This is a genomic window from Pseudomonas sp. Ps21-P2 (assembly GCF_039672565.1).
Classification (GTDB): domain Bacteria; phylum Pseudomonadota; class Gammaproteobacteria; order Pseudomonadales; family Pseudomonadaceae; genus Aquipseudomonas.
Window position 1 is genome coordinate 166,664 of sequence record NZ_JBDFPL010000008.1, and the last position, 25,024, is coordinate 191,687.

Below are 25,024 nucleotides of genomic sequence, written 5' to 3' on the forward strand. Positions count from 1 at the left end.
CTACAAATCACCCCACAACTGTTGCGCGATGCTCAGCGCAACCACTGGCGCGGTTTCGGTGCGCAGCACGCGTGGGCCGAGGCGGGCGGCGTGGAAACCGGCGTCCTGCGCCTGGGCCACTTCGGCATCGTTCAGCCCGCCTTCAGGGCCGATCAGAAACGCCAGACTGCCGGGCTTTTCATGACTGTTCAGCGGCGCCGCCACCGGGTGCAGCACCAGCTTCAGGTCCGCTTCCGTCTGCTTCAGCCAGTCAGCCAGGGTCACTGGCCCATGAATCACCGGCACCACCGAGCGCCCGCACTGTTCGCAGGCGCTGATCGCGATCTGCTGCCAGTGCGCCTGACGCTTTTCTGCACGCTCGTCCTTCAAACGCACTTCGCAGCGCTCGCTGATGATCGGGGTAATCTGCGTCACGCCCAGCTCGGTGGCTTTCTGAATCGCCCAGTCCATCCGCTCACCCCGGGAGAGACCCTGGCCGAGATGGATGTGCAACGGCGACTCCGGCTGGCCGGCGAAGCTTTCTGTGACCTGCACCCGCACCTGCTTTTTGCCGACTTCCGCCAGCGTGGCGCGGAACTCATTGCCCGAGCCATCGAACAGCTGCACCGCGTCACCTTCGGACATGCGCAACACGCGGCTGATGTAATGGGCCTGGGCCTCTGGCAGTTCGTGCTCACCGATGCTGAGGGTTGCATCGACGAAAAAGCGGGACAGTCTCATGGTTGTGTCTCTAAAGATTGTGTTGAATGCAGCACCTGGAAAATGGGTGTAATGGCCTGCTAGCCCGGATCACGAAAATCCGGATGGAAGTTCTCTCTCACCGCCACACTCACGCTGCTGCGCGTCGCGATGTCGATCCCCTCGGTCGCCACGTCGGCCAGGAAGTCGATCTGCTCTGGCGTAATCACGTAGGGCGGCAGGAAGTACACCACGCTGCCCAGCGGACGCAGCAAAGCACCTCGGGTCAGCGCGTGCTCGAACACCTTCAGCCCGCGCCGCTCCTGCCACGGATACGGCGTCTTGCTGGCCTTGTCCTGCACCATCTCGATGGCAATCGCCATCCCGGTCTGCCGCACTTCGGCGACATTCGGGTGATCGACCAGATGGGCCGTCGCGGTCTTCATCCGCTGGGCCAGTGCCTTGTTGTTTTCGATGACGTTGTCCTGCTCGAAAATATCCAGCGTCGCCAACGCCGCCGCGCACGCCAGCGGGTTGCCGGTGTAACTGTGGGAATGCAGGAACGCGCGCAGGGTCGGGTAGTCGTCGTAAAACGCGTCGTACACGTCATCGGTGGTGATACAGGCCGCGAGCGGCAGATACCCGCCGGTCAGCGCCTTGGACAAGCACAGGAAGTCCGGGCGGATGCCGGCCTGCTCGCAGGCAAACATGGTCCCGGTGCGACCGAAGCCTACGGCGATCTCGTCATGAATCAGGTGCACGCCATACCGGTCGCAGGCCTCGCGCAGCAGCTTGAGGTAAATCGGGTCGTACATGCGCATGCCGCCGGCGCCTTGAATCAGCGGCTCGATGATCACCGCCGCGACGCTGTCGTGATGTTCGGCCAGGGTCTGCTCCATCACCGCGAACATCGTGCGGGTATGGTCTTCCCAGCTCACGCCTTCAGGCCGGTGGTAGCAGTCCGGGCTCGGCACCTTGATGGTGTCCATCAGCAGCGCTTTGTAGGTCTCGGTGAACAGCGGCACGTCACCGACCGCCATCGCCGCCATGGTTTCGCCGTGGTAGCTGTTGGTCAGGGTGACGAAGCGTTTCTTGTCCGGCTTGCCGCGATTGAGCCAGTAATGAAAGCTCATCTTCAGCGCGACTTCGATGCAGGACGAACCGTTGTCGGCGTAGAAGCAGCGTGTCAGGCCTTCGGGCGTCATCGCCACCAGACGCTCGGACAGCTCGATGACCGGCTGATGACTGAAACCCGCCAGGATCACGTGCTCCAGCTGATCGACCTGGTCCTTGATGCGCTGATTGATGCGCGGGTTGGCGTGGCCGAATACGTTGACCCACCACGAGCTGACCGCGTCGAGGTAGCGCTTGCCTTCGAAGTCCTCCAGCCAGACCCCTTCACCACGCTTGATCGGAATCAGCGGCAGTTTTTCGTGGTCTTTCATCTGGGTGCAGGGGTGCCAAAGGACCTTCAGGTCGCGCTGCATCCACTGGTCGTTAAGGCCCATTACTCTTCTCCACATAGCGGCTCGCATGGCGCGAGGGCAAACAATCGCGCAAGCCTATGCAATGCATGCCAGCGGGACAACCTTTAGCGCGTTGTTTCAGTGGCCGCGCGCGCGAAAATCAGGCTCGCCGACATTGCTGGCGGGCGTTTCGCGGCTCGCGTATCCTTCGCGCTCTTCGAAAAATCGGACAACAAAATCCGACAATTCCCCCCGTTTTTCTCCGGAGTTCGCTGAATGCTTTCTGGTTGGCTGCGCGCCTGTGCGCTGGTGATGGTTGGGCTGGTCAGCGCTTCAGCGCTTGCCGTGGATAAACCGCATACGGTGATCGTCGTCGGCGGTGGTCTGGCGGGACTCACAACGGCTTACGAGCTGCAGAGCAAAGGCTGGCAAGTCACCTTGCTGGAAGCCAAACCCAACGTCGGCGGCCGCTCCGGTCTGGCCGGCAGCGAATGGATCGGCAACGCCAAGGCTCAGCCGGTCCTGAATCAATACATTGATCGCTTCAAGATCAAGGCGGTGCCTGCGCCGGAATTCGTGCGGATCCCGAGCTACCTGATCGAAGGCGAATACTTCACTGGCGCCGACCTGGCGACCAAACAACCGGCCACTGCGGAAGCCATCAAGCGCTACGAAGCGGCGGTGGATGACCTGGCCCGCTCGATCACCGACCCGGACAACCCGGCTGCCAACAGCACGCTGTTTGCGCTGGACCAGATCACCGTCGCTAACTGGCTGGACCGTCTGAGCCTGCCACCGACCGCGCGCCAGCTGATCAACCAGCAGATTCGTACGCGCTACGACGAGCCTTCGCGTTTGTCGCTGCTGTATCTCGCACAGCAGACGCGGGTCAATCGCAACGTCGACGACCGCGACCGTCGCGCCGCTCGCCTGCCAGGTGGCAGCGCGGTGTTGGCCGAGGAGTTCGTCAAACAGCTGAAAGTCATCAAGACCAATTCGCCGGTGTCGGCCATCAATCAGGACAAGGACGGCGTGACCGTCAAGGTCGGTTCGCTGGGCTACGAAGCCGAGTACGTGGTCCTGGCCGTGCCGTTGCGCGCGCTGAGCAAGATCCAGATGACTCCGGCGCTGGACGCCCAGCGTCTGGGCGCGATCAAGAGCACCAACTACGGGTGGCATGACCAGATCATGCTCAAGTTCAAGACCCCGGTCTGGGACAGCAAAGCGCGCATGTCCGGCGAGATCTACAGCAACACCGGCCTGGGCATGTTGTGGGTCGAGCCTGCGTTGAAGGGCGGCGCTAACGTCGTGATCAACCTGTCCGGCGACAACGCTCGCATCATGCAGGCGTTCGGCGACAAGCAGCTGGTGGATCAAGTACTGATACGCATGCAGGCGTTTTATCCACAGGCGCGCGGTGCGTTCACCGGTTATGAACTGCGTCGTTCCAGCATCGACCCGTCCAGCGGCGGCGCGTACCTGGCGTTCGGCCCGGGCCAGATCAGCAAATACTGGCGCTTGTGGGAACGACCGCTGCAGCGCGTAGCCTTTGCCGGCGAACACACCGACACTTTGTACCCGGGCACCCTGGAAGGCGCATTGCGTTCGGGTCAGCGCGCGGCCGCTCAGGTGCAGGGTCTGTCTGAAGGCAAATCGTACGAACCGGTCAAAGCACCGCCACCGAAGGCCCCTGAACCGGCCAAGGAAAGCAGCGGCGGCATTGGCGGCTTCTTCTCGAACATGTTCGGCGGTTCCAAGCCTGAGCCGAAACCGGCCGAGAAAGCGCCAGCACCTGCTCCGGCCCCAGCTCCAGCGCCTGCCCCGGTAACGCCGCCGCCAGCTCCAGTGGTTGAACCGGCCAAGCCTGCGGCTGTGGAACCTGCGAAAAAGGCACCGGCCAAGAATGAGCCGGCGAAGAAGGAACCCGTCAAAAAGGCCCCGGCCAAACCGGCAGCTACTCACAAAGCCCCTGCCAAAACCGACGCTGTGAAAAAAGCGCCGGCCAAGGCCACGGGTGACAAAGCGGCACCGGCCACTCCGGCGGCTCCGGCAACGGCTGCACCCGCGACCGACAGCAAAAACTGATCGGTAACGGCTGAAAACAAAGGCGCGGCTTGATACCGCGCCTTTTTTTCGTCTGGATGAACCGTAACGCTGGCTTAATCTCATTCGGACGAAAATATGTCAGGAGATTTCAATCGGATTTCCTGATTCTTCAAAGCAACATTTTGCGCTTTCTTTCGATAGGTAAAGCGCTAGTCTCTCCCTCGGCCCTCACAGGATATTCAGCATGCAGCTACGCAACTCTTCTTCTCGCTATGGCTGGGTCAGCATCGTTTTGCATTGGGGTGTCGCGCTGACGGTGTTTGGCATGTTTGCGCTAGGGTTGTGGATGGTGGGGCTGGGCTATTACGACACGTGGCGCAAGGCTGGCCCGGACCTGCACAAGAGCATCGGCATCACGCTGTTCCTGTTCATGCTGATCCGGGTGATCTGGCGCTTCGTCAGCCCGCCGCCAGCAGCGCCTGCCTCCCACAGCCGGTTTGTGAAAACCGCTGCGAAACTGGGGCATGCGTTTCTGTACCTGGACCTGTTTTTGGTGATGTTCGCCGGTTACCTGATTTCCACCGCAGACGGTGTCGGGATTCCGGTGTTTGGATTGTTCGAAGTGCCTGCATTGATCAGCGGACTGCCCGACCAGGCAGACGTCGCAGGCACCGTGCACTTGTACCTGGCCTGGACCCTGGTGATTTTCGCTGGACTCCACGGGCTGGCCGCTTTGAAGCATCACTTCGTTGATCGTGATGCCACGCTTGTACGTATGCTTGGCCGCAAGGCCTGATACTCAATTCAACTGAAAAGGAAGAAGACGTATGTTGAAAAAGACACTGGCTGCACTGGCCCTCGGTACCGCGCTGCTGACAGCGGGTCAGGCCATGGCCGCTGATTACACGATCGACAAGGAAGGCCAGCACGCCTTCATCAATTTCAAGATCAGTCACCTGGGCTACAGCTTCATCTACGGTACGTTCAAGGACTGGACCGGCACATTCAGCTTCGACGCCGCCAAGCCTGAAGACAGCAAGATCAGCATCGACCTGAAGACCGCCAGCGTCTTCACCAACCACGCTGAACGTGACAAGCACATCAGCAGCAAGGACTTCCTCGACGTCGCGACCTATCCTGACGCCAAGTTCGTTTCCACCAAGGTCACTAACATCGGCAAGAATGCTGATGGCAAGACCACTGCTGACGTGATCGGCGACCTGACCCTGCACGGCGTGACCAAGCCGGTCACCGTCAAGACCACTTTCCTGGGTGAAGGCAAGGATCCATGGGGCGGCTACCGTGCCGGCTTCGAGGGCACAACCTCGATCAAGCGTTCTGATTTCGGCAAGATGATGGACCTGGGTCCACAGTCCGACACCCTGGACCTGATCATCTCGTTCGAAGGCGTCAAAGCCAAGTAAGACGAGTTGTTGTGGTGATAAAGCGCCGACCTTTGGGTCGGCGTTTTTGTGTGTGGCATTGCTTGAATCACGCAAACAAAAACGCCCCGAACCAGTCGGGGCGTTTTATTGGCTGCAGAACAACCGGCGCTGCTTAACCTTCGCGGTTGCGGGTCAGCAGGGCTGGTTTTTCACCGCGAGGGCGGCTTGGCAGCTGATCAAGTTGTTCAGCCGAAGGGAAACGATCACCCTTGGACTCTTTGTGCATGATCTTCGGTGCTGGCTGACCGTCGCGAGGCCCGCGAACCGCTGGCTCCTGACGCGCTGGTTGCTCTTCGCGTGCCGGACGACGGGCACGCGGCGAGTCTTCACGGCGAGCCTGACCATCACGGCCGGAGCCATTGCGAGGACCACTGCGTTTGGCCGGTGCGCCGGCGCTGTCGGTGCTGGCGGGAGCGCCAGATGCCGAACCGCCGCCTGAACCACTGCGCGGGCCGCTACGGCCTGGCGCCTGACCACGCGGTGCCGGTGCAGCGCCAGTGGCAGGAGCGCCCGGACGACGACCGCGGCTCTGGTTCTTGTTCTGGTACGGGCTGACGTAGTCGGCGCGGTTGCCGAAGTTGTCCACTTCGTCATCCAGGAATTCGTCGGGTGCGCGATTCGCACCTGACGCTGCTGGCTGCGACTGACGTGATTCGCTCGACGCCGTGCCCTGACGCGGCTTTTGCGGGCGCGCCGGACGTGCCGGGCGCTCACCCGAAGCGGCGGCCGCTGCCGGCTTTTCCTTGCCCTTGTCTTTGCCTTTGTCCTTGCGACCGCCACCACCACCGCCGCCGTTCGGACCGTCGCCACGGGGGCCACGGGCATTGCGCGGGTTACGCACGTCCGGACGCTCGCGGACTTCCGGCTTCTCGGCTTCAACGGCCGTGATGTCAAAGCCCATCAGATCGCCGTCGGCAATCTTCTGCTTGGTCATGCGCTCGATGCTTTTCAGCAGCTTCTCTTCGTCCGGCGCAACCAGCGAGATCGCCTCGCCGCTACGGCCTGCGCGACCGGTACGACCGATGCGGTGCACGTAGTCTTCGTCGACGTTAGGCAGTTCGAAGTTGACCACGTGGGGCAACTGGTCGATGTCCAGACCACGGGCAGCGATGTCGGTCGCGACCATGATGCGAACGGTGCCGGCCTTGAAGTCGGCCAGCGCTTTGGTGCGCGCGTTCTGGCTCTTGTTGCCGTGGATCGCCACAGCGCTGAGGCCGTGCTTGTCCAGGTACTCGGCCAGGCGGTTGGCGCCGTGCTTGGTGCGGGTAAACACCAGCACTTGCTCCCACGCGCCTTGAGTGATCAAGTGCGCCAGGAGCGAGCGTTTGTGGTTGGCCGGCAGGCGGAAGACGCGTTGTTCGATGCGCTCGACCGTGGTGTTCGGCGGCGTGACTTCGATGCGTTCCGGGTTGTGCAGCAGTTTGCCGGCCAGCGCGGTGATGTCCTGGGAGAACGTTGCCGAGAACAGCAGGTTCTGACGCTTGGAGGGCAGGCGCGCGAGGACTTTCTTCACGTCGTGAACGAAGCCCATGTCGAGCATGCGGTCGGCTTCGTCCAGCACAAGGATTTCAACGTGGGACAGATCGACGCTGCCCTGACCGGCCAGATCGAGCAAACGACCCGGGCAGGCGACCAGTACGTCAACGCCGCGGGCCATGGCCTGAACCTGCGGGTTCATGCCGACACCGCCGAAGATGCAAGTACTGACGAACTTGAGGTTCTTGGCGTAGATCTTGAAGCTGTCGTGGACCTGGGCGGCCAGTTCACGAGTCGGGGTCAGGACCAGAACACGCGGTTGGCGCGGGCCGTGACGCTGGGATTTGTCCGGATGACCGTTGGGAAACAACCGCTCCAGGATAGGGAGGGCGAAACCACCGGTTTTACCAGTACCTGTCTGGGCGGCGACCATCAGATCGCGGCCTTGCAACACGGCGGGAATGGCCCGCTGTTGCACTGGGGTAGGCTGGGTGTAGCCAGCAGCCTCGATGGCGCTGACTAAAGCCTCGGAGAGACCGAGGGAAGCAAAGGACATGAGTAATCCTGTCTTGAGTTGGGGCCATAGAGGCCCAAATAGGGATGATCTTCCAGGCGCAGACTAAGGTTCTGCACGTAACGTGAATGCGCTCGACCCTGCTGCGGTCATCGCACACTCCTTGGAAGGTGCAATGGCGTCCGGTCCTGTGGAGGTCTGTAAGTTCAACTCGGGGCAGGGGCGCAAAAAGTGCGCTGCTGACGTGTTCGAGAAGTCTTCTGTGAGACCGTGCACCCGGGCGCAAGCCTGGCGGGGACGCCGGAGTATAACAGAGCAATCACAACGCGCTGCTTTCCTGCTGCTCAACGGTTTTATCGACACTTTCCCCCGATTCTGCAGGGATCGTCGTCGGTGTTTCGCCGGTATACCGCTCCACCAGTTTCGCGTAGGCGGGTTCTTGCTTGAAACGCTTCAGTTCTGCGCTGAATCGCTGGGCCAGCAAGTCCATACCGGCATTGCGGCGCAGCGCCAGGTACTGCCCCCTGTGAGTGAGCACGACCGGCAACTGACTGACCTGGTCTTGCAGCTTGAGCCGCTCAATCATCTGCCGCCCCAGCAGGCGATCGGTCACCATTAAATCGATGCGGCCGCGAATGAGTTTGCCGAAGTTCGCTTCATGGCTTGGCGCAGGCTCACGGATGAACGCCGTTGAGCTGTCGAACTCCGGCGTGTATCGATAACCGGGAGAGACGCCGACAGTCAGCCCGTGCAGGTCTTCCACGCCATTGAAAGCATGCGGCCTGGCATTGGCCTGAAACAGCACCCAATCGATGGTCGACAACGGTTCGTTCGGATACAACAGATCCGCGCGCGTCTCGTCCTTGAAGATGTCGAGCACGCCGTCAGCTTCGCCGTCACTGAGCATCATCAGGCAGCGTTTCCACGGGAGAAACTGCCACTCGACGTCGATGCCCAAGCGCTCGAAGACAATCGCCGTGGCGTCGTAATCCAGGCCGGAGGCATGGTTGCCGTCCACGATGACGTAGGGAGACCAGGGTTCGGTGACGATCCGCAGTTTTTCACCCAGCGCGCTGAAGCTCAGGCAGGTGAGGAGTGCAGCAACGGATAGGGAGAGGATGAGCGGCATGCGCGCGAGATTACGACGCGAGCTAACTAAATAGAAGCAGTGATTCTCAACAAAAACAGAAGCCTGGACGCAACGACCCGACTGGCAGGCGTCTTGGTTACGAAGCCTGCCGGTGAAGCCAGCGCGGTTTCAATCCGTATGGATTGAAACCGATATTACGCAGAAAGCTTCAGGTTGTTCCACACCGCCAGACTCGGTTCGGCCTGATTCAGCGTGTAGAAATGCAGGCCGGGCGCACCGCCGTGCAGCAGTCGTTCGCACATTTCAGTGATGACCTGCTCGCCGAACGCCTGAATGCTTGCCGTGTCGTCGCCGTACGCTTCCAGCTGCTTGCGAACCCAGCGCGGGATCTCCGCACCGCACGCGTCCGAAAAGCGCGCCAGCTTGCTGTAGTTGGTGATCGGCATGATGCCCGGCACGATCGGAATATCCACGCCCAGCTTCTGCACGCGCTCGACGAAGTGGAAGTAGCTGTCGGCATTGAAGAAGTACTGGGTGATCGCACTGTTGGCGCCGGCGTTGGCCTTGCGCACGAAGTTTTTCAGATCGTCTTCAAAGTTGCGCGCCTGCGGGTGCATCTCCGGGTAGGCCGCGACTTCGATGTGGAAATGATCGCCGGTTTCTTCACGGATGAAGCTCACCAGATCATTGGCATAACGCAGCTCACCGCTGGCCATGCCCATGCCGGAGGGCAGGTCACCGCGCAGGGCGACGATGCGTTTGATGCCGGCTTCCCGGTACTGCGTCAGCAAGCTGCGTAGGTCGGCCTTGCTGTCACCGACACACGAGAGGTGCGGTGCGGCCGGAACGTGTACTTCTTTTTCCAGCTGCAGCACGGTGTTGATCGTGCGGTCGCGCGTGGAACCCCCGGCACCGTAAGTGCAGGAGAAAAAACTTGGGTTGTAGCTGGCCAGCGTACGCGCCGTGGCAAGCAGTTTTTCATGACCAGCGTCGGTCTTCGTCGGGAAGAATTCGAAGCTGTAGCTACGGTCTTGGCTCATGGAGCGAGTCTCCAGCGGCAAGCTACAAGCCGTAAGCTGCAAGAGTGGCGGTGCGCCGTATCCTGCAGCTCAAGGCTTGTCACCTGGTGCTGCTAAATGCTTGGACGATTTAAAGCCTGACGCGGCAAGTCATGACAATGGTGATGCCTTTAATTGCCGCTTGAAGCTTGCCGCTTACTGCTTAGTAGCGATAAGCGTGCGGCTTGAACGGACCTTCGACGGTCACGCCGATGTAGTCGGCCTGGGTCTTGGTCAGCTTGGTCACGACGCCGCCGAAGCCACGTACCATTTCCAGCGCCACCTCTTCGTCCAGCTTCTTCGGCAACACTTCGACGGTCAGACGCTCGGCTTTCTGGGCAGGGCTCAGGTCAGCGTACTTCTGGCCGAACAGGAAGATCTGCGCCAGCACCTGGTTGGCGAACGAGCCGTCCATGATGCGGCTCGGGTGACCGGTGGCGTTGCCCAAGTTCACCAGACGGCCTTCGGCCAGCAGGATCAGGTAGTCGTCGTTCTGAGGATCGAACGAGCCCGAACCGGTGCGGTGGATCTTGTGCACTTGCGGCTTCACTTCTTCCCATGCCCAGTTCTTGCGCATGAAAGCCGTGTCGATTTCGTTGTCGAAGTGACCGATGTTGCAGACCACTGCGCGTTTCTTCAGCGCCTTGAGCATGTTGGCGTCGCAGACGTTGACGTTACCGGTGGTGGTGACGATCAGGTCGATCTTGCCCAGCAGTGCTTTGTCGATGCTCGCTTCGGTGCCGTCGTTCTCGCCGTCGATGAAAGGCGAAACCAGTTCGAAACCGTCCATGCACGCTTGCATGGCGCAGATCGGGTCGACTTCGGTGACCTTGACGATCATGCCTTCCTGACGCAGCGACTGAGCCGAACCCTTGCCCACGTCACCGTAGCCGATGACCAGCGCTTGCTTGCCGGACAACAGGTGGTCGGTGCCGCGCTTGATGGCGTCGTTCAGGCTGTGACGGCAGCCGTACTTGTTGTCGTTCTTGCTCTTGGTGACCGAGTCGTTGACGTTGATCGCCGGGATCTTCAGTTCGCCCTTGGCCAGCATGTCCAGCAGGCGGTGAACGCCCGTGGTGGTTTCTTCGGTCACGCCATGGACGCGGTCCAGGATGGCCGGGTATTTCTTGTGCAGCAGCTCAGTCAGGTCGCCGCCGTCGTCGAGGATCATGTTGGCGTCCCATGGCTGACCGTCTTTGAGGATAGTCTGCTCCAGGCACCACTCGTACTCGGCTTCGGTTTCGCCTTTCCAGGCGAAAACAGGAATGCCGGCAGCAGCAATAGCGGCAGCGGCCTGATCCTGAGTCGAGAAGATGTTGCAGGACGACCAGCGTACTTCGGCACCCAGGGCAACCAGGGTTTCGATCAGCACGGCAGTCTGAATGGTCATGTGGATGCAGCCGAGAATCTTCGCGCCCTTGAGCGGTTGCTCGGCAGCATACTTGCGACGCAGGCCCATCAGGGCAGGCATTTCGGATTCGGCGATGATGGTTTCGCGACGGCCCCAGGCAGCCAGGGACATGTCGGCGACTTTGTAGTCGTTGAAATCGTTGGGCGTCAGTACAGCACTCATTAAGAGTCTCCATTCGTAGGGTGCGAATGGGCGCCGTTGTGCGTTTAAAGCTTGACCGGCGGGAAGCCTGATCAAACAACGCCCTCTCCGAGCCTGACAGGTCTGACCTGCTGCAGCGCCCCTCGGACAGGTGGCGGGAAAACGGTAACAAGGTGTGATGACCGTTTTTTGAAGCGGTGGCGATTATCTTTCTTTGAGCTGCAAGTGGCAAGCTGCAAGCGGCAAGCGGTAAACAACAGCGGACCTGCTTTTGACTTGCAGCTTCAGGCTTGAAGCTTGAAGCTGGAGCACATCCACCACCGTCGCCCAAACACCCCGGAGTCCCCATGAACTTCCACACCCGCAAATGGGTAAAACCCGAAGACCTCAACCCCAACGGCACGTTGTTCGGCGGCAGCCTGCTGCGCTGGATCGACGAAGAGGCGGCCATCTACGCCATTGTTCAGTTGGGCAATCAGCGCGTCGTGACCAAGTACATTTCCGAGATCAACTTCGTCAGCGCCTCGCGTCAGGGCGACATCATTGAGCTGGGGATCACTGCCACCGAGTTCGGCCGCACCTCCATCACCCTGACCTGCCAGGTCCGCAACAAGATCACCCGCAAGAGCATTCTCACGGTCGAGAAAATGGTCTTCGTCAATCTGGGTGAAGACGGCCTGCCGGCGCCACATGGCAAGACCGAAATCAGCTACGTGAAGGATCAGTTCAAGGAAGACGTGATCAACGAGTGATCGCGCAATGGACGCGGATGACTGATCAAAGAAGAACTCGTAGGAGTGAGCTTGCTCGCGATTGCGGTGTGTCAGGCGAAGAAGCTTCGTCTGGTCTGACGCATCGCGAGCAAGCCCACTCCTACAATAAAAAGACAGCGCCTGTTATGCCGGATGACGTGCCTGCCAATCGCGCAGCCACTGCAGGCCTTCGCTGGTATCGCCTTTCGGACGGTATTCGCAGCCGACCCAGCCGGTGTAGCCCAAGCGGTCGATCTCTTCGAACAGCCACGGGTAATTCACTTCCCCCACGCTCGGCTCATGCCGGTCCGGCACGCCGGCGATCTGGATGTGGCCGATGCCGGCGAAGTCGCGGCGCAGTTTGCTGGTGACGTCGCCTTCCACGATCTGGCAGTGGTAGCAGTCGAACTGTACCCGCAGATTGTCGGCGCCCACTTCTTTAAGCACAGCCTGGCCCTGATCCTGACGGTTGAGGAAAAAGCCCGGAATATCTCGGGTGTTGATCGGCTCGATCAACACCGTCAACCCCACCTTGGCGGCTTGCTGTGCGGCGAAGCTCAGGTTTTCCAGGTACACCGCGTGATGCTTCTGGCGCAGGTCTTCACTGGGCAGCAAACCGGCCATGACGTGAATGCGGTCGTTGCCCAGCACCGCTGCGTAATCCAGCGCCTTCTGGAAACCGTCGCGGAATTCACTCTCCCGGCCCGGCAACGAAGCAATGCCACGCTCGCCCTGGGTGAAGTCGCCGGGCGGGGCGTTGAACAGGGCCTGGGTCAGGCCGAAGTCGTCGAGACGCAGCTTGATTTCCTCGGCCTTGAAGTCATACGGAAACAGGTACTCCACGCCCTTGAAACCGTCACTCGCCGCAGCCGAGAAACGCGCCAGAAAGTCGTGTTGCGGATACATCATGCTGAGGTTGGCAGCGAAGCGAGGCATGGTTATCTCCTAATTAAAGCCGTTAGACGAAAGGCCAGAGCAGCAGCGTCATCAAGAACCCGAGGGTGCCCAGAACGGTCACCAGAAAGGTCCAGGTGCGCAGGCCGTCGGCAACGTTCAGGCCCGCCAGTTTGGTGAACATCCAGTAACCGGCGTCGTTGATGTGCGACATCGCCAGACCGCCACCGCCCATGGCCAGACAAAGCAGGGCCATATGATTGGCGCTCAGGTTCAACGTGGCGATCAGCGGGCTGAGAATACCGGCCGTGGTCACCAGCGCCACTGTGGTCGAGCCCTGTACGGCGCGCAACAGCAGTGTCAACAGAAAGCCCAGGGCGAGAACCGGCAGGCCGGTGTTGCGCAGCGCTTCGGAGACGACCGCGCCAATACCGGTATCGACCAGCACCTTGCCGAACACGCCGCCAGCGCCTGCAATCAAAATCACCATCGCCACGCCGGGCAATGCCGAACCCACGACATCGGACACCTGACTGCGGCTCCAGCCACGGCGCGAACCCAGCAGCCACGCGCAGAGCAGCGTGTCGATTAGCAGCGCCACCAGCGGCGCACCGAGAACGGTCAGCACGCTGCGCAGCATTGATTCGGCGGGCAACATCGTGGTCGCCAGTGTGCCCAGCAGGATCAGAATGATCGGCAGCAGAATCAGCGCGATGATGATGCCTGCGCCCGGCGCCGGTGCTTTTGGCAGACGTGCCGCCAAGCTGCTGGCGCTTTCTTCCAGGCCCAGTACCTTGGCGTGTGCCGCTTCGGAGGTCGTTGAGTAATCGTTGTTCGCCCACGCCACCAGATCCTGGTTGGTGATGTGCGGACCGTAGACTTCGCTCCGAATATCGTCAGTCATCGGGTAGGTCTTGCGGGTGATGCGACCGGCAATCAGGTAGCCGATCAGGCACAACACAGCAACGATCGGCAGCCCGAACATCAACACGCGACCCAGGTCCGCCCCCAGCTGACCGGCTGCCGCAACGGCGCCCGGATGTGGCGGCAGGAAGGCGTGAACCGACAGCAGCGCGGCGCACATGGGCAGCGCGAAAATCAGCAGCGGTTTACGTGCGGCACGGGCGACACCATAGGCCAGTGGCATAAGGATGATCACGCCCACTTCAAAGAACACCGGAATACCGACCATGAAACCCGCGACGGTCAGGGCCAGCGGCGTGCGCCGGTTGCCGAAGCGGTTGATCAGCGTCTTGGCCAGCGCCTCGGCGCCACCGGACAGCTCAATGATGCGGCCGATCATGGCGCCCAAGGCAATGATGATCGCGATGTGGCCGAGGGTTTTGCCCATGCCGCCTTCGATGGTCGCCACCAGATCGCCGGGTTTAACCCCGGCCACCAGCGCCACGATAATGCTGACCAGCATCAGTGCCACGAACGGTTGGAATTTGTATTTCAGGACCAGAAGCAGCAACAGCGCAATGCCGGCTCCGGCGATGATCATGAGCAATAGAGGAGTCATGTTGTGTCCCGTTGTTATTGTTTTCCGGCGAAGCCGGTCCGCCGAAAACCGGGAGTCCGGTTTTCGATCAAAACGCCGTTGGGGTTACCAGTTCACGCCAAACGTCTGGCGCAGTTCTTCCAGAGCCGCTGCGTCCAGCGGTTCAGGTTTAGGGTTGCTCATCAGCCACAGGCGTGCCGTCTCCTCCAGCTCTTCCAGCGCATAAGAAGCCTTGGCGACCGAGCTTTCCCAGATCACCGGGCCAAGTCGCTCGAGCATCACGCCGCGCACGCTGTTCGCCAGTTTCGCCACTTGTTCAGCGACGTTCGGCGAGCCGGGGCGCTCGTAGGCAATCAGGGGAATGTGCCCGACTTTCATCACCTGATACGGGGTGATGGGCGGGAGGATGTCGTCCGGTTTCCAGACGCCGGCCAGTGTCAGAGCGACCAGATGCGTCGAGTGGGTGTGCACCACGCCGCCCACGCCAGGGTTGCGGTCGTAGACCTGACGATGCAGGGCCAGGGTCTTCGAGGGCTTGTCGCCGGAAACCCATTCGCCGGCCAGATTGACCTTGGCGATGGCGTCAGGATCAAGACGCCCCAGGCACGCGTCAGTTGGCGTGATCAGCCAGCCATCGTCGAGACGCGCGCTGATATTGCCTGCGCTGCCAACGGTGTAGCCGCGCCCGAACAGCAAGCGGCCGATGCTGCAGATTTCTTCACGCTGCTGGTTTTCGGCGCTCACTGAACTGCTGGTTACGTTGCTCATTGGGCACTTCCTGCCAGCTGCTTGAGGGCTTTGTCGAAAAAGTCGCGGCCACCGAAATTCCCGGACTTCAGCGCCAGGGCCAGAGGCATCGCACCGCTGCTGATGGTCGCTGGAACACCCGGGTCGATTTGCGCGCCGATCTTCAGCAGGCTCACGCCCAAGGCCTGAACCACGGCGCCGGAGGTTTCGCCGCCGGCGACGACAAAGCGCTTAACGCCCGCGTCCAGCAGTCCGCGAGCGATCTGGCCCAGTGCGTCCTCGACCAGCGCGCCGGCACGTTCGACGCCGAGTTTTTGCTGCACGGCTTTGACTTCTTCCGGGCTGCTGGTCGCGTAGATCAACACGGTTTGCCCGGCATCGCGGGCGAACGCCAGCGCATCGGCAACAACCGGTTTGCCTTCAGCCAGTGCCAGTGGATCGATGCGCAGCGCAGGCCGGCTGGCCTCAAGCCAGGCGGCCACCTGGCCGTTGGTGGCGACCGATGCGCTGCCCGCCAGCACCACTTCACCGCCGTCGATCTGCTCAAGCTTCGCGGCATCGATATCACGCAATTTGCCCGCTTTACGGAAATTACCCGGAAGACCCAGCGCCAGACCCGAGCCACCGGTGAGCAGCGGCAGGTCGGCGCAGGCCTCGCCCAGCGTGTACAAATCAGCGTCCGACAATGCGTCGGCAATCGCCATGATGACGCCTTCGGCACGCAGCTCGCTGATGCGTGCCCGCACGCCGTTGACGCCTTTGGCGATGCTGTCGTAACGCAACAAGCCGACTTTTTGCGTGGTTTGCGATTGCAGCACGCGTACCAGATTGGCGTCGGTCATCGGCGTCAGCGGATGGTTCTGCATGCCGCATTCGCTGAGCAATTGGTCCTGCACGAACAAGTGGCCGCGGAAAATCGTGCGACCGTTTTCCGGAAATGCCGGGCACGCCAAGGTGAAGTCGCTGTTCAGCGCCTTGAGCAGCGCCTCGCTGACCTGACCGATGTTGCCTTTGGCGGTGGAGTCGAACGTCGAGCAGTACTTGAAGAAGATCTGCTCGCAGCCCCGATCACGCAGCCACTGCAGCGCGGCGAGGGATTCTTCGACCGCTTCTGCAGCCGGCGTGGTGCGGGATTTCAGCGCGATGACGATGGCGTCGGCATCCAGTTCGGCCAGGCTGTCGGCGCTTGGGATGCCAATGCTCTGCACGGTGCGCATGCCGCCCCGCACCAGCATGTTGGCCAGGTCGGTGGCGCCGGTGAAGTCATCGGCGATGCAGCCCAACAGAGGGCGCGGAGTCGTGGTGCTCATCAGCGTCATCTCAGTTGTTTTCAGGCTTGGCGGTCGGCAGTTCGATGCCCGGGAAAATCTTGATCACGGCGGAGTCATCCTCACGGCCAAAGCCTGCGGTGGAGGCCTGCATGAACATCTGGTGGGCGGTGGACGACAGCGGCAGCGGGAATTTGCTGGCGCGGGCGGTATCCAGCACCAGGCCCAGGTCTTTGACGAAGATATCCACAGCCGACAGCGGCGTGTAGTCCGCCTTGAGGATGTGCGGCACGCGGTTCTCGAACATCCACGAGTTACCGGCGCTGTTGGTGATCACTTCGTACAGCGCGTCCGCGTCGACGCCTTCGCGCAGGCCCAGGGCCATGGCTTCGGCGCTGGCGGCGATGTGTACCCCGGCCAGCAACTGATTGATGATTTTGACTTTGGAGCCCAGGCCGTGGACGTCTCCCAGGCGATAGACTTTGCCGGCCATGCCGTTGAGGATCGCGTCGGCCTTGGCGTAGGAATCAGCCGGGCCGGAGGTCATCATCGTCATTTCACCCGCAGCCGCTTTGGCCGCGCCACCGGAGATCGGAGCGTCGAGGTAAAGCAGGCCTTTTTCGGTGAGGCGTTGACCCAGTTCGATGGCGAAGGTCGGTGCGACCGTGGCGCAACCGATGATCAGGCTGCCCGGGCGCAAGGCGGCGACTGCGCCGTTGTCGCCGAACAATACGGTTTCGGTCTGCTCGGCGTTGACCACGACGGTGATGATCACGTCGCAGGCAGCGGCCATGCTCGCAGGAGATTCACAGGCAACGCCGCCTTCGCTGGCGAATTGCTCGGTCACGGCGGCGCGCACGTCACAGGCATGAACGTTGAAGCCGCTGCGCAGTAAGGAGCGCGCAATGCCCAGGCCCATCGCACCCAGACCAATGACGCCGACATTCTTGTTATTCATGAATCTCTCCTCGGGTGAGCGCCGAAGTTCATCAGCACTCGAACGGTGTTTGTTCTGATCTGTTAAAGATAGTGAACCTGTGATCGGATAATGTGAAGTGCTTTTTTGAGTTAACAAAAATTAACATCAGCCTGATCGGGCACAAAAAAGCCCTGGCTGGCTGCCAAGGCTTGGGTGCACGGTATTGGGTGGGATGTCTCTGTCAGCACGTAAATTGTGGGAGCGAGCTTGCTCGCGAAGCAGCAGGAGCATCCACCGCATCTTCAGCGGCTGAAAGACCGCTTCGCGAGCAAGCTCACTCCCACACCAGGGATGTCAGCCTCAGGAGAGCACGACCTTACCCACTGACGCCAACATCAACTCAACCCCCAGGGCGCGGATGCTGTCCGCAGCACCGTGGGCAAGACGGTCATCGCTGATGATCGTGTCGAACTGCTCCAGACCGGCGACCTTGTACATGCCAAAGGTGCCGTATTTCGTGCTGGTCGTCAGCAACACCGTGCGCGACGCCGACTGCATGGCCGCTTGCTTGACCTCAACCTTCAACGCGGAAGGCGTGGTCGTGCCGCGCTGCAGATCCCACGAGCTGGTGGACATGAACGCCACATCGGTTGCCAATTGCCGCAAGGTTGCGGCGGCCAGCCCGCCGACACAGGACCGGTTCGGATGATCCAGCAGCCCGCCGGTGTGAATCACATCCACATGGGTCGCATCGGCGAGTGCATTGACCACGCCGAAGTCGTTGGTCACCACCGTCATGCCCGCCAGCGCGACGATGTGCGGGACGATTTCCAGCGTGCTGGTGCCGGCGTCCAGGTACACGGTCATTTCCGGGTGCAGCAGGCTGGCGGCCAGTTTCGCCATCGCCTGTTTGTGCGGCAACTCGACCACCGCTTTGGACTGATGACTGGGCTCGCTGTGAACCTGACTGGCGATGCGCACCCCGCCGGTCACCGAATAGGCGCGGCCACTTTGCTCAAGCAGCGCGATGTCGCGGCGAACGGTCATGTGCGAGCAGTCGAACATTTCCATGAGCTGATGCACGCTCAGCACCTGATGCTTGCGCAACTGACGCAGCATCAACTCCCGACGCTGATCGGGAATCATCGGCGCTGCGCCACTGAGGGTGGCGTCTTCTTCGCTGGACATGCAGGCTCCTGGGCAACGAGATACAGCCGAGGTCGGCTGGGAGGCTGGCATCTTAGCCAATCGGGATGGCTGTGGCAGTAATGGCGAATAATCAGTGCGGCGTTACGCTCATTTAACTGACTGAATGCGATATTTAGTGGGACCGGCTTTAGCCGGGAAGGGGGCCGGTGTGTGCGCATCAAATTTGCGGTGTGGCGGGTGACGCCTTCCCGGCTAAAGCCGGTCCCACTATGGGGGCACGATGGCCCACTGGAGGCGTGTGATTCCTGTAAGGCTTTCAGGCCTGCAGGACCTGAAAGAACCTTTCGCCAAGCTGCAGTTCTTAGGCTGTAGAGGGGCATCGTTCTAATGAAGCTCAAATTCTAAAAAAAGGATGTGGTTATGACCGTTGCTTTTTGGTGCGTGTTGATCGTGATTCTCTTGCCGATAGGGTGCGCTGGCATTGCCAAGTTCAGCAGCGGCAAATTCGGTGCACGGCACAATCATGATCCCCGGGACTTTCTCGACCGCCTCGAAGGTCTCCCGCGGCGCGCCCACAACGCGCAGCTCAATAGTTTTGAAGCGATTCCAGGGTTTGCCGCTGGCGTGATCATTGCCCACGTTGCCGGCGTGGCGCAGTTGGTGACGATCGACGTGCTCGCCGTGCTGTTCGTGACGAGTCGCCTGCTCTACATCATCTTCTATCTGGCGGATCTCGCGACGTTGCGCTCGCTGGCCTGGATCGTTGGGTTGGGGTTGGTGATCGCGCTGTTTGGCGTTTCAGTTTGATCGCTCAACGGTCCTGACACTGCGCGGTCAGCTGGCGGACACAGTCACTGTGGGAGGGAGCTTGCTCCCGAAGAGGTCGTGACATCCGTTAAACATTCAGCGGCTGAAATATCGTCTTCGCGAGCAAGGTGGAGCGCCACCCCGCTCACTCCTACAGATCAAGACTAAAGCGAGCCCACGTGCTTATTCGTCATCCTCGTCGGGCTGCACCTTCTCCAGCTTTTCCTGCTCGTCCTGCAGTTCTTTGCGCGATTCGGCCAGCTTGTCTTTACGCTTGTCGATCTTCTCCGGATCGCCCTTGCTCATGGCTTTGTTCAGGTCCGCCTGGCGACGGCTGACTTCGCGCTTGGCATCCAGCACCTTTTGCTCCTGCTGCTTGACCAGGTCGACGTCGTTGCAGTTGGCGTTCAGCTCGCTCAAGGCTTTTTGCAACCCGGCCTGTTGATTGGTATTGCCTGCGGCCTTGGCGTTTTCTATCTGAGTGCTGATGTCCTGGCGCTTGGCGGCGCATCCGGACGGTTCCGGCGCTTGGTCGGCCGCAAACACGGGCGCGGCCAGAAACCCGCACGCGGTGAATGCAAAAAGGGATGACAGGAATTTCATGAATACTCCTTGAACACAAATAGCCGCACGCTCGACGCAATCATGCGGCCCTAAAAATACTAAAAACCATCGATGCCTTCGTCCCGCAGTTGGCGACTTAACGCCTGCACCTGCGGGTCTTGAAAAAATGCATATAGCTGCTTCGCACGGCCCGAGCCAATGCCGGGCTCGGCCTGCCAGTCCTTGACGCTGCGCGAGGCCAGCGCCGCCCAGGAATCACCCAGATCAACGCCCGTGGTCGGAGGTAAACCGATGGCTTTAAGCCAGACAACAAACGGCTTCTCACGCGCGGCCTTAAAACTTGCCAGCAGTTTAGCGCTGCTGCGCTCGCCCAGGCCGGGAATGTTAGCAAGCTGTGCACCGTCGAGGGTCATCCAGTCCAGCAAACCGTTCAATTGCCCGGCCTGAATCAACTTGTCCCACGTGCCCGGTCCTACGCCGCTGAGCGCCACGCCCTTCTTCCCGCTCAGCCATTTAAGTCGTTCACGGAACTGGCTTTCGCAGCCCTCGATGGGCTGCCAGCAACTCAGTGGATGGAAATCCTCCGCTCTCGGAATATTCAGCGGAGCGCGCTCAACGCTGCGCGACACCACCTCATCCAGACGCGGGATCGTGAGCCCGGCGAGGCTGATCCCGACCTGATCGCCGGGCCGAATGTCCATTTCCTGCCAGCGCTTCAGCGAACCGACGCTGATGCGGGCGATCATTCGGTCATCCAGGCGCACTGGTTCTATGTCCAGCACGGGCGTGATTTTGCCGCTGCGCCCGATATTGAAATGAACCTTGCGCACCTCGGCCAGCGCCTGTGCGAACGGGTACTTCCAGGCTGCGATCCAGTAAGGGGCTTTCGCTTGCCAGCGCTCGGCCGATGGGCGCTCGCCCTGCCGGATGACCACGCCATCGGTGGCAAACGGCAGCGGCGAGCGGTACCAGTGCTCCCGCCAGTTCTTTGCCTGAGTGAAACCCTTCAGCGGCTCACTGAAGCGTGCGCTGTCCTCGAAACCCATGGCTCTCAAGCCGGCCAGTCGCTCGTTCATCCCCGTCGGACCTTCCGGCCAGTCCCAGACGAACAAGCCGATCTGCGCGCCTTCCTCCTCGCTGATCGCGTGACGCGCCAACAAACCGGCCACTTTGCTGCGAGCGTTCAGACTGCCGGCGTCCGCCTGAACGTGATCTGTCAGCTTCCAATACAGCTCGCCCTGGAGGATCACGGTCTTTTCCCACGCGAGATGGCGAGGAATCGCCTCGATCTGGTGGGCATGCCCCGTCCAGTCCTGGCCGAAAACGCCGTCGCCCCGGCTGATGGCACTCACCAGTTTGCCGTCGACATACACTAGCGTGACGGCCACGCCATCCACTTTTGGCTGAATCCACAGATCGCTTCGGTCTTCAAGCCACGCTTGAACGGCGGCCTCGCCCGGCAATTTTGTCAGGCCGGTGTGCGGGATGGGATGTGCGACAGGACCGCGAGCGGTTTTCAGCGGATTGGAGGGCGCCGCCGACGTGGCGGCGAAACAACTGCGCAGATCGGCGAGGCGCTGAACGGATTGGTCGTAAAGCTCATCGGCCACCAGAGAAATACCTTGGCGGTGGTAGCTGTCGTCCCATTGGGTGATCTGGCTTTGCAGCGCCAGGATCTCGCTTCGGGCTTTGGCCGGTGGCCAGTCGGGGCATGTTTGCGCGTTTGCATTGATGGCCAGAAGAGGCAGTGCACAGAGGACCAGTGCGCGAAGGGAGAGCAGCATCGGAGCGTCCTTGCCGGGGGAGGGACTGCAAGGCTAGGTTTTCCCGATGGGCGTTTCATCGCGCCGTGGTTACCGCGTTTGTCTCGCACCGATACAGCCAGCCCCTGATTCCCCGCCCAGCTGTGCCTTGAGCCGCGCGCCCACGAGTGCAAAATGATGTTTCACCCGGCTACTGGAAGAGGCATTGCCATGGACCTGTCGACCCTCGCTGTATTCATCCCCGCCTGTTTCGCCCTGAACATGGCGCCGGGCCCGAACAACCTGCTCTCCATCAGCAACGCCTCACGTTATGGATTTGGCCGCGCCTGCACCGGCGGGCTAGGGCGGCTGCTGGCATTCGCGATCATGATTGCGCTGGCCGCAGCCGGGCTTACGGCAGTGCTGCATACGTCCGAGTGGCTGTTTCATACGATCAAGATTGTAGGGGCGGCGTATCTGTTCTATCTGGCGTTACAACTGTGGCGAGCGCCGTCGGAGGCCCACGATATTGAAGCGGGCGCGCGCGTTGGAGTGACGAAGCTGGCGCGCCAAGAATTTCTGGTCGCCATCGGCAATCCCAAAGCCATTCTGTTGTTCACGGCGTTTCTGCCGCAATTCGTCGACCGTACCGCCGTGGTCACTACTCAATTCGCACAATTGGGCGCGATGTTTCTGGCGTTGGAATGTATCGCTATCGGGCTGTACTGCTGGATGGGCGTGCATGCGCGTCGGCTGTTTGCGAAGCCCAGTGGCAAGCGGGTGTTTAACCGGGTGTGTGCGGGGTTGTTGGCGAGTGCGGCGTCGTTTTTGCTGGTGGCGCGTAGGGTGTGATTGTTTCCGCAGCCCGAATGCAAAAAGCCCCTGACGACTCACATCGCCAGGGGCTTTTATTTTTACCGGATGCCGCTAAGCGCAATGCACCCGGCGGGTATTACAAACCGGCAGCAGCGCGCAAGGCGTCGGCGCGGTCGGTTTTTTCCCAGGTGAACGTGGTGAACGTGTCGTCGCCCACGGTCTTGGTTTGCGGCGTCCGGCCGAAGTGGCCGTAGGCTGCGGTTTCTTGGTACATCGGGTGCAGCAGGTCGAGCATGGTCGTGATCGCGTACGGACGCAGGTCGAAGTGCTCGCGGACCAGCTGGACGATCTTGTCGTCGCTGATTTTGCCGGTGCCGAAGGTGTTCAGCGAGATCGACGTAGGCTGTGCAACGCCAATGGCGTAGGACACCTGAATCTCGCAGCGCTCGGCCAGACCGGCGGCGACGATGTTCTTGGCGACATAACGGCCAGCGTACGCAGCCGAGCGATCGACCTTCGATGGATCTTTACCGGAGAACGCGCCGCCGCCGTGACGGGCCATGCCGCCGTAGCTGTCGACGATGATCTTGCGACCGGTCAGACCGCAGTCACCCACTGGGCCGCCGATGATGAACTGTCCAGTCGGATTGATGTGGAACTGAGTGTCCTTGTGCAGCAGTTCAGCCGGCAGCACGTGCTTGACGATCAGCTCCATCACGCCTTCGCGCAGATCTTTGTAGGACACTTCCGGGTTGTGCTGGGTCGACAGCACAACGGCGTCGATGCCCACCACGATGCCGTTTTCATAGCGGCACGTGACCTGGGATTTCGCGTCCGGGCGCAACCACGGCAGCAGGCCGGATTTACGGGCTTCGGCCTGGCGGTGTACCAGCTGGTGCGAAAACGCGATCGGCGCAGGCATCAGCTCGGCGGTTTCGTTGCTGGCGTAGCCGAACATCAGGCCCTGGTCGCCAGCGCCCTGATCTTCAGGTTTTGCGCGGTCGACACCCTGATTGATGTCAGGGGACTGCTTGCCGATGATGTTCATCACGCTGCAGGTCGCACCGTCGAAACCGACGTTGGAGCTGGTGTAGCCGATCTCGCAGATCACGTCACGAACGATCTGCTCCAGGTCGACCCACGCGGTCGTGGTGACTTCGCCGGCAACAATGGCCACACCGGTCTTGACCAGGGTTTCCACGGCGACGCGCGCCTGCTTGTCCTGGGCAATGATGGCGTCCAGCACCGCATCGGAGATCTGGTCGGCGATTTTGTCCGGATGTCCTTCAGACACGGACTCGGAGGTGAAAAGGGAGTATTCGCTCATCTCGACGGTTTTCCTGATTAGTACCGATGGTGAGTGTTGCCAGCCGGTCGCTGAAAATGGCGGACCTGGATCTGGAAACCATTACGTAAGCCTATGTACAGGCTTTCCCCGGGGACCAGCCCCGCAGCGATGGCCCAACGGGCCAGATCTTCCTGTTCGAAGCCTAACCAGAGATCGCCACAGGCCTCCTTGGCCCAGCTCTGGTCATGACTGCACAACTCTGTCACCAGCAGGCTACCGCCCGGTTGCAACAGGTTGGCCAGATGTTTGAGCGCTTCGGCGGGCGCGGCGAAATGGTGCAGCACCATATTCAAGACCACGCAGTTGCCGGAGATATTAGCGTTGGTCAGTGCATCGGCCAGTTTCAGCTCGACGTTAACCAGCGACTTCTGCGTGCAGATCTTGCGCGCCAGATCGAGCATTTCCGGGCTGTTGTCCAAGCCCGTCACATGTCGGAAACGCCGCGCCAGATCCGGCAGAAAACCGCCATCGCCCGGCCCCACTTCTATCGCCGTGGCATCGGCGGGGAAGCTCAGCTTGTCCAGCAACGACAGCAGGCTGTCGCGGTACTGCGGCAGTCCTGCGATCAGGTCCTGCTGGGCCCGAAATTTCTCGGCAGTGCGTGCGAAGAAATCCTGACTGGCATTGGCCCGCTGGCGATGCACCAGCCCGATCCGGGTCTGTACGTCATCGGGCAGGCGCAGGTTATCGGCTTCTTCAAGCATCGCTGCGTGCAGCTTGCCGCCGGTGTGTTCGGTGTGGGGCAGGGCGCGTCGGTAGAAGATCGCGTTGCCTTCACGCCGCGTCGCCACCAGGTCTGCCTGGGCCAGTACCTTGAGGTGGTGGCTCATGCCGGACTGACCAATCGCAAAAATCTGCGCCAGCTCCAGTACGCCGAAGGAATCGTTCGACAGTGCGCGCAAGACATTCAGCCGCAGCGGATCGCCGCCGGCTTTGCACAGGGCAGCCAGCTCGTCGCATTCATCATGGCTAATGGCAGGCACGCGAAGATTCATAAGGCAGGCAGTCTAGTTATCGACCGGGGCTGTCGCAAGGGCAATATCAAAAAGTTTTGATATTGGTCGATCAGTGGCGGCACCCCGGCGCCGTGATTCTGCCGTTTGCCGTCGCCTGTTGGGTGCGGTGTACGAAAACACGTCAGCGGCAGAGGAAAACACCGATGGTGTGTGATCTGTCATTGCCCCCGGAGGGT

General features: G+C 60.9%; 22 protein-coding genes and 1 riboswitch. Of the genes, 6 read left to right on the plus strand and 16 right to left on the minus strand.

Annotated features, from left to right (window positions below; genetic code table 11):
* Nucleotides 1-720 (minus strand): 16S rRNA (uracil(1498)-N(3))-methyltransferase, encoded by a 720-nt coding sequence (locus ABEH28_RS20570; protein WP_346630938.1) that lies wholly within the window; start codon nt 718-720, stop codon nt 1-3.
* A 59-nt stretch (nt 721-779) separates the two neighbouring features.
* A complete protein-coding gene (locus ABEH28_RS20575) occupies nt 780-2,186 on the minus strand; it encodes an adenosylmethionine--8-amino-7-oxononanoate transaminase (RefSeq protein WP_346630939.1) in 1,407 nt (468 codons plus the stop codon).
* 234 nt (nt 2,187-2,420) lie between these two features.
* Here ABEH28_RS20575 and ABEH28_RS20580 point away from each other — a divergent pair, with 234 nt between their 5' ends.
* The 3 genes from ABEH28_RS20580 to ABEH28_RS20590 all read left to right on the plus strand — a co-directional run bounded on the left by ABEH28_RS20580 (nt 2,421) and on the right by ABEH28_RS20590 (nt 5,614).
* Nucleotides 2,421-4,229, plus strand: coding sequence for an FAD-dependent oxidoreductase (locus ABEH28_RS20580; RefSeq protein ID WP_346630940.1), 1,809 nt, complete (start codon nt 2,421-2,423; stop codon nt 4,227-4,229).
* Between the two features lie 205 nt (nt 4,230-4,434).
* Nucleotides 4,435-4,986, plus strand: a complete 552-nt coding sequence (locus tag ABEH28_RS20585) for a cytochrome b (RefSeq protein WP_346630941.1) — start codon at nt 4,435-4,437, stop codon at nt 4,984-4,986.
* A 31-nt stretch (nt 4,987-5,017) separates the two neighbouring features.
* Nucleotides 5,018-5,614 carry a YceI family protein gene (locus ABEH28_RS20590; RefSeq protein WP_282368546.1) on the plus strand — a complete coding sequence of 199 codons (597 nt, stop codon included), beginning with the start codon at nt 5,018-5,020 and terminating at the stop codon, nt 5,612-5,614.
* A gap of 133 nt (nt 5,615-5,747) precedes the next feature.
* Here ABEH28_RS20590 and ABEH28_RS20595 read toward each other — a convergent pair whose 3' ends face one another.
* The 4 genes from ABEH28_RS20595 to ahcY form a co-directional block, all read right to left on the minus strand.
* A complete protein-coding gene (locus ABEH28_RS20595; RefSeq protein ID WP_192173214.1) occupies nt 5,748-7,667 on the minus strand; it encodes a DEAD/DEAH box helicase in 1,920 nt (639 codons plus the stop codon).
* Between the two features lie 277 nt (nt 7,668-7,944).
* On the minus strand, nt 7,945-8,754 hold the full coding sequence (locus ABEH28_RS20600; protein ID WP_282368542.1) for a transporter substrate-binding domain-containing protein: 810 nt from the start codon (nt 8,752-8,754) through the stop codon (nt 7,945-7,947).
* Between the two features lie 155 nt (nt 8,755-8,909).
* Nucleotides 8,910-9,755, minus strand: coding sequence for a methylenetetrahydrofolate reductase [NAD(P)H] (metF, locus tag ABEH28_RS20605; RefSeq protein ID WP_192173212.1), 846 nt, complete (start codon nt 9,753-9,755; stop codon nt 8,910-8,912).
* A gap of 181 nt (nt 9,756-9,936) precedes the next feature.
* On the minus strand, nt 9,937-11,346 hold the full coding sequence (gene ahcY / locus ABEH28_RS20610; RefSeq protein ID WP_192173211.1) for an adenosylhomocysteinase: 1,410 nt from the start codon (nt 11,344-11,346) through the stop codon (nt 9,937-9,939).
* Between the two features lie 21 nt (nt 11,347-11,367).
* A riboswitch (S-adenosyl-L-homocysteine riboswitch) is annotated at nt 11,368-11,476 on the minus strand.
* Nucleotides 11,477-11,672: 196 nt separating this feature from the next.
* On the opposite strand from ahcY, the gene ABEH28_RS20615 reads away from it, so the two are divergent.
* Nucleotides 11,673-12,077, plus strand: coding sequence for a hotdog domain-containing protein (locus tag ABEH28_RS20615; RefSeq protein WP_192173210.1), 405 nt, complete (start codon nt 11,673-11,675; stop codon nt 12,075-12,077).
* A 144-nt stretch (nt 12,078-12,221) separates the two neighbouring features.
* Here the strand turns inward: ABEH28_RS20615 and otnI are convergent, their stop codons facing one another.
* From otnI to ABEH28_RS20645, 6 genes are all read right to left on the minus strand, one after another.
* On the minus strand, nt 12,222-13,013 hold the full coding sequence (gene otnI, locus ABEH28_RS20620) for a 2-oxo-tetronate isomerase (RefSeq protein WP_346630942.1): 792 nt from the start codon (nt 13,011-13,013) through the stop codon (nt 12,222-12,224).
* A 22-nt stretch (nt 13,014-13,035) separates the two neighbouring features.
* On the minus strand, nt 13,036-14,493 hold the full coding sequence (locus ABEH28_RS20625; protein ID WP_346630943.1) for an SLC13 family permease: 1,458 nt from the start codon (nt 14,491-14,493) through the stop codon (nt 13,036-13,038).
* A gap of 84 nt (nt 14,494-14,577) precedes the next feature.
* A complete protein-coding gene (locus ABEH28_RS20630; protein WP_346630944.1) occupies nt 14,578-15,240 on the minus strand; it encodes an aldolase in 663 nt (220 codons plus the stop codon).
* Nucleotides 15,237-16,529: a 3-oxo-tetronate kinase gene (gene otnK, locus ABEH28_RS20635; protein WP_282368531.1), complete on the minus strand. Its 1,293-nt coding sequence runs from the start codon at nt 16,527-16,529 to the stop codon at nt 15,237-15,239. The genes ABEH28_RS20630 and otnK overlap by 4 nt, the downstream gene beginning before the upstream one ends.
* Before the next feature lie 10 nt (nt 16,530-16,539).
* Nucleotides 16,540-17,562 (minus strand): L-threonate dehydrogenase, encoded by a 1,023-nt coding sequence (ltnD, locus tag ABEH28_RS20640; RefSeq protein WP_282368529.1) that lies wholly within the window; start codon nt 17,560-17,562, stop codon nt 16,540-16,542.
* 204 nt (nt 17,563-17,766) lie between these two features.
* Nucleotides 17,767-18,594: a DeoR/GlpR family DNA-binding transcription regulator gene (locus ABEH28_RS20645; protein ID WP_192173205.1), complete on the minus strand. Its 828-nt coding sequence runs from the start codon at nt 18,592-18,594 to the stop codon at nt 17,767-17,769.
* A 381-nt stretch (nt 18,595-18,975) separates the two neighbouring features.
* Here ABEH28_RS20645 and ABEH28_RS20650 point away from each other — a divergent pair, with 381 nt between their 5' ends.
* The gene (locus tag ABEH28_RS20650) at nt 18,976-19,362 is read left to right on the plus strand and encodes an MAPEG family protein (protein ID WP_192173204.1); all 387 of its coding nucleotides are present in this window, start codon (nt 18,976-18,978) and stop codon (nt 19,360-19,362) included.
* A gap of 183 nt (nt 19,363-19,545) precedes the next feature.
* On the opposite strand, the gene ABEH28_RS20655 is transcribed toward ABEH28_RS20650, so the two are convergent.
* Together ABEH28_RS20655 and ligB are read right to left on the minus strand one after the other, a co-directional pair.
* Entirely contained in the window at nt 19,546-19,965 is a 420-nt protein-coding gene (locus ABEH28_RS20655) for a DUF1090 domain-containing protein (RefSeq protein ID WP_192173203.1), read from the minus strand.
* A 59-nt stretch (nt 19,966-20,024) separates the two neighbouring features.
* Complete coding sequence (gene ligB, locus ABEH28_RS20660; protein ID WP_346630945.1) at nt 20,025-21,710, minus strand: NAD-dependent DNA ligase LigB; 1,686 nt, start codon at nt 21,708-21,710, stop codon at nt 20,025-20,027.
* Nucleotides 21,711-21,899: 189 nt separating this feature from the next.
* Here ligB and ABEH28_RS20665 point away from each other — a divergent pair, with 189 nt between their 5' ends.
* On the plus strand, nt 21,900-22,520 hold the full coding sequence (locus ABEH28_RS20665) for a LysE family translocator (RefSeq protein WP_192173201.1): 621 nt from the start codon (nt 21,900-21,902) through the stop codon (nt 22,518-22,520).
* Nucleotides 22,521-22,620: 100 nt separating this feature from the next.
* On the opposite strand, the gene metK is transcribed toward ABEH28_RS20665, so the two are convergent.
* Entirely contained in the window at nt 22,621-23,811 is a 1,191-nt protein-coding gene (gene metK, locus ABEH28_RS20670; protein ID WP_065991235.1) for a methionine adenosyltransferase, read from the minus strand.
* Nucleotides 23,812-23,828: 17 nt separating this feature from the next.
* Nucleotides 23,829-24,827 (minus strand): metalloregulator ArsR/SmtB family transcription factor, encoded by a 999-nt coding sequence (locus tag ABEH28_RS20675; protein ID WP_346630946.1) that lies wholly within the window; start codon nt 24,825-24,827, stop codon nt 23,829-23,831.
* Nucleotides 24,828-25,024: the final 197 nt, after the last annotated feature.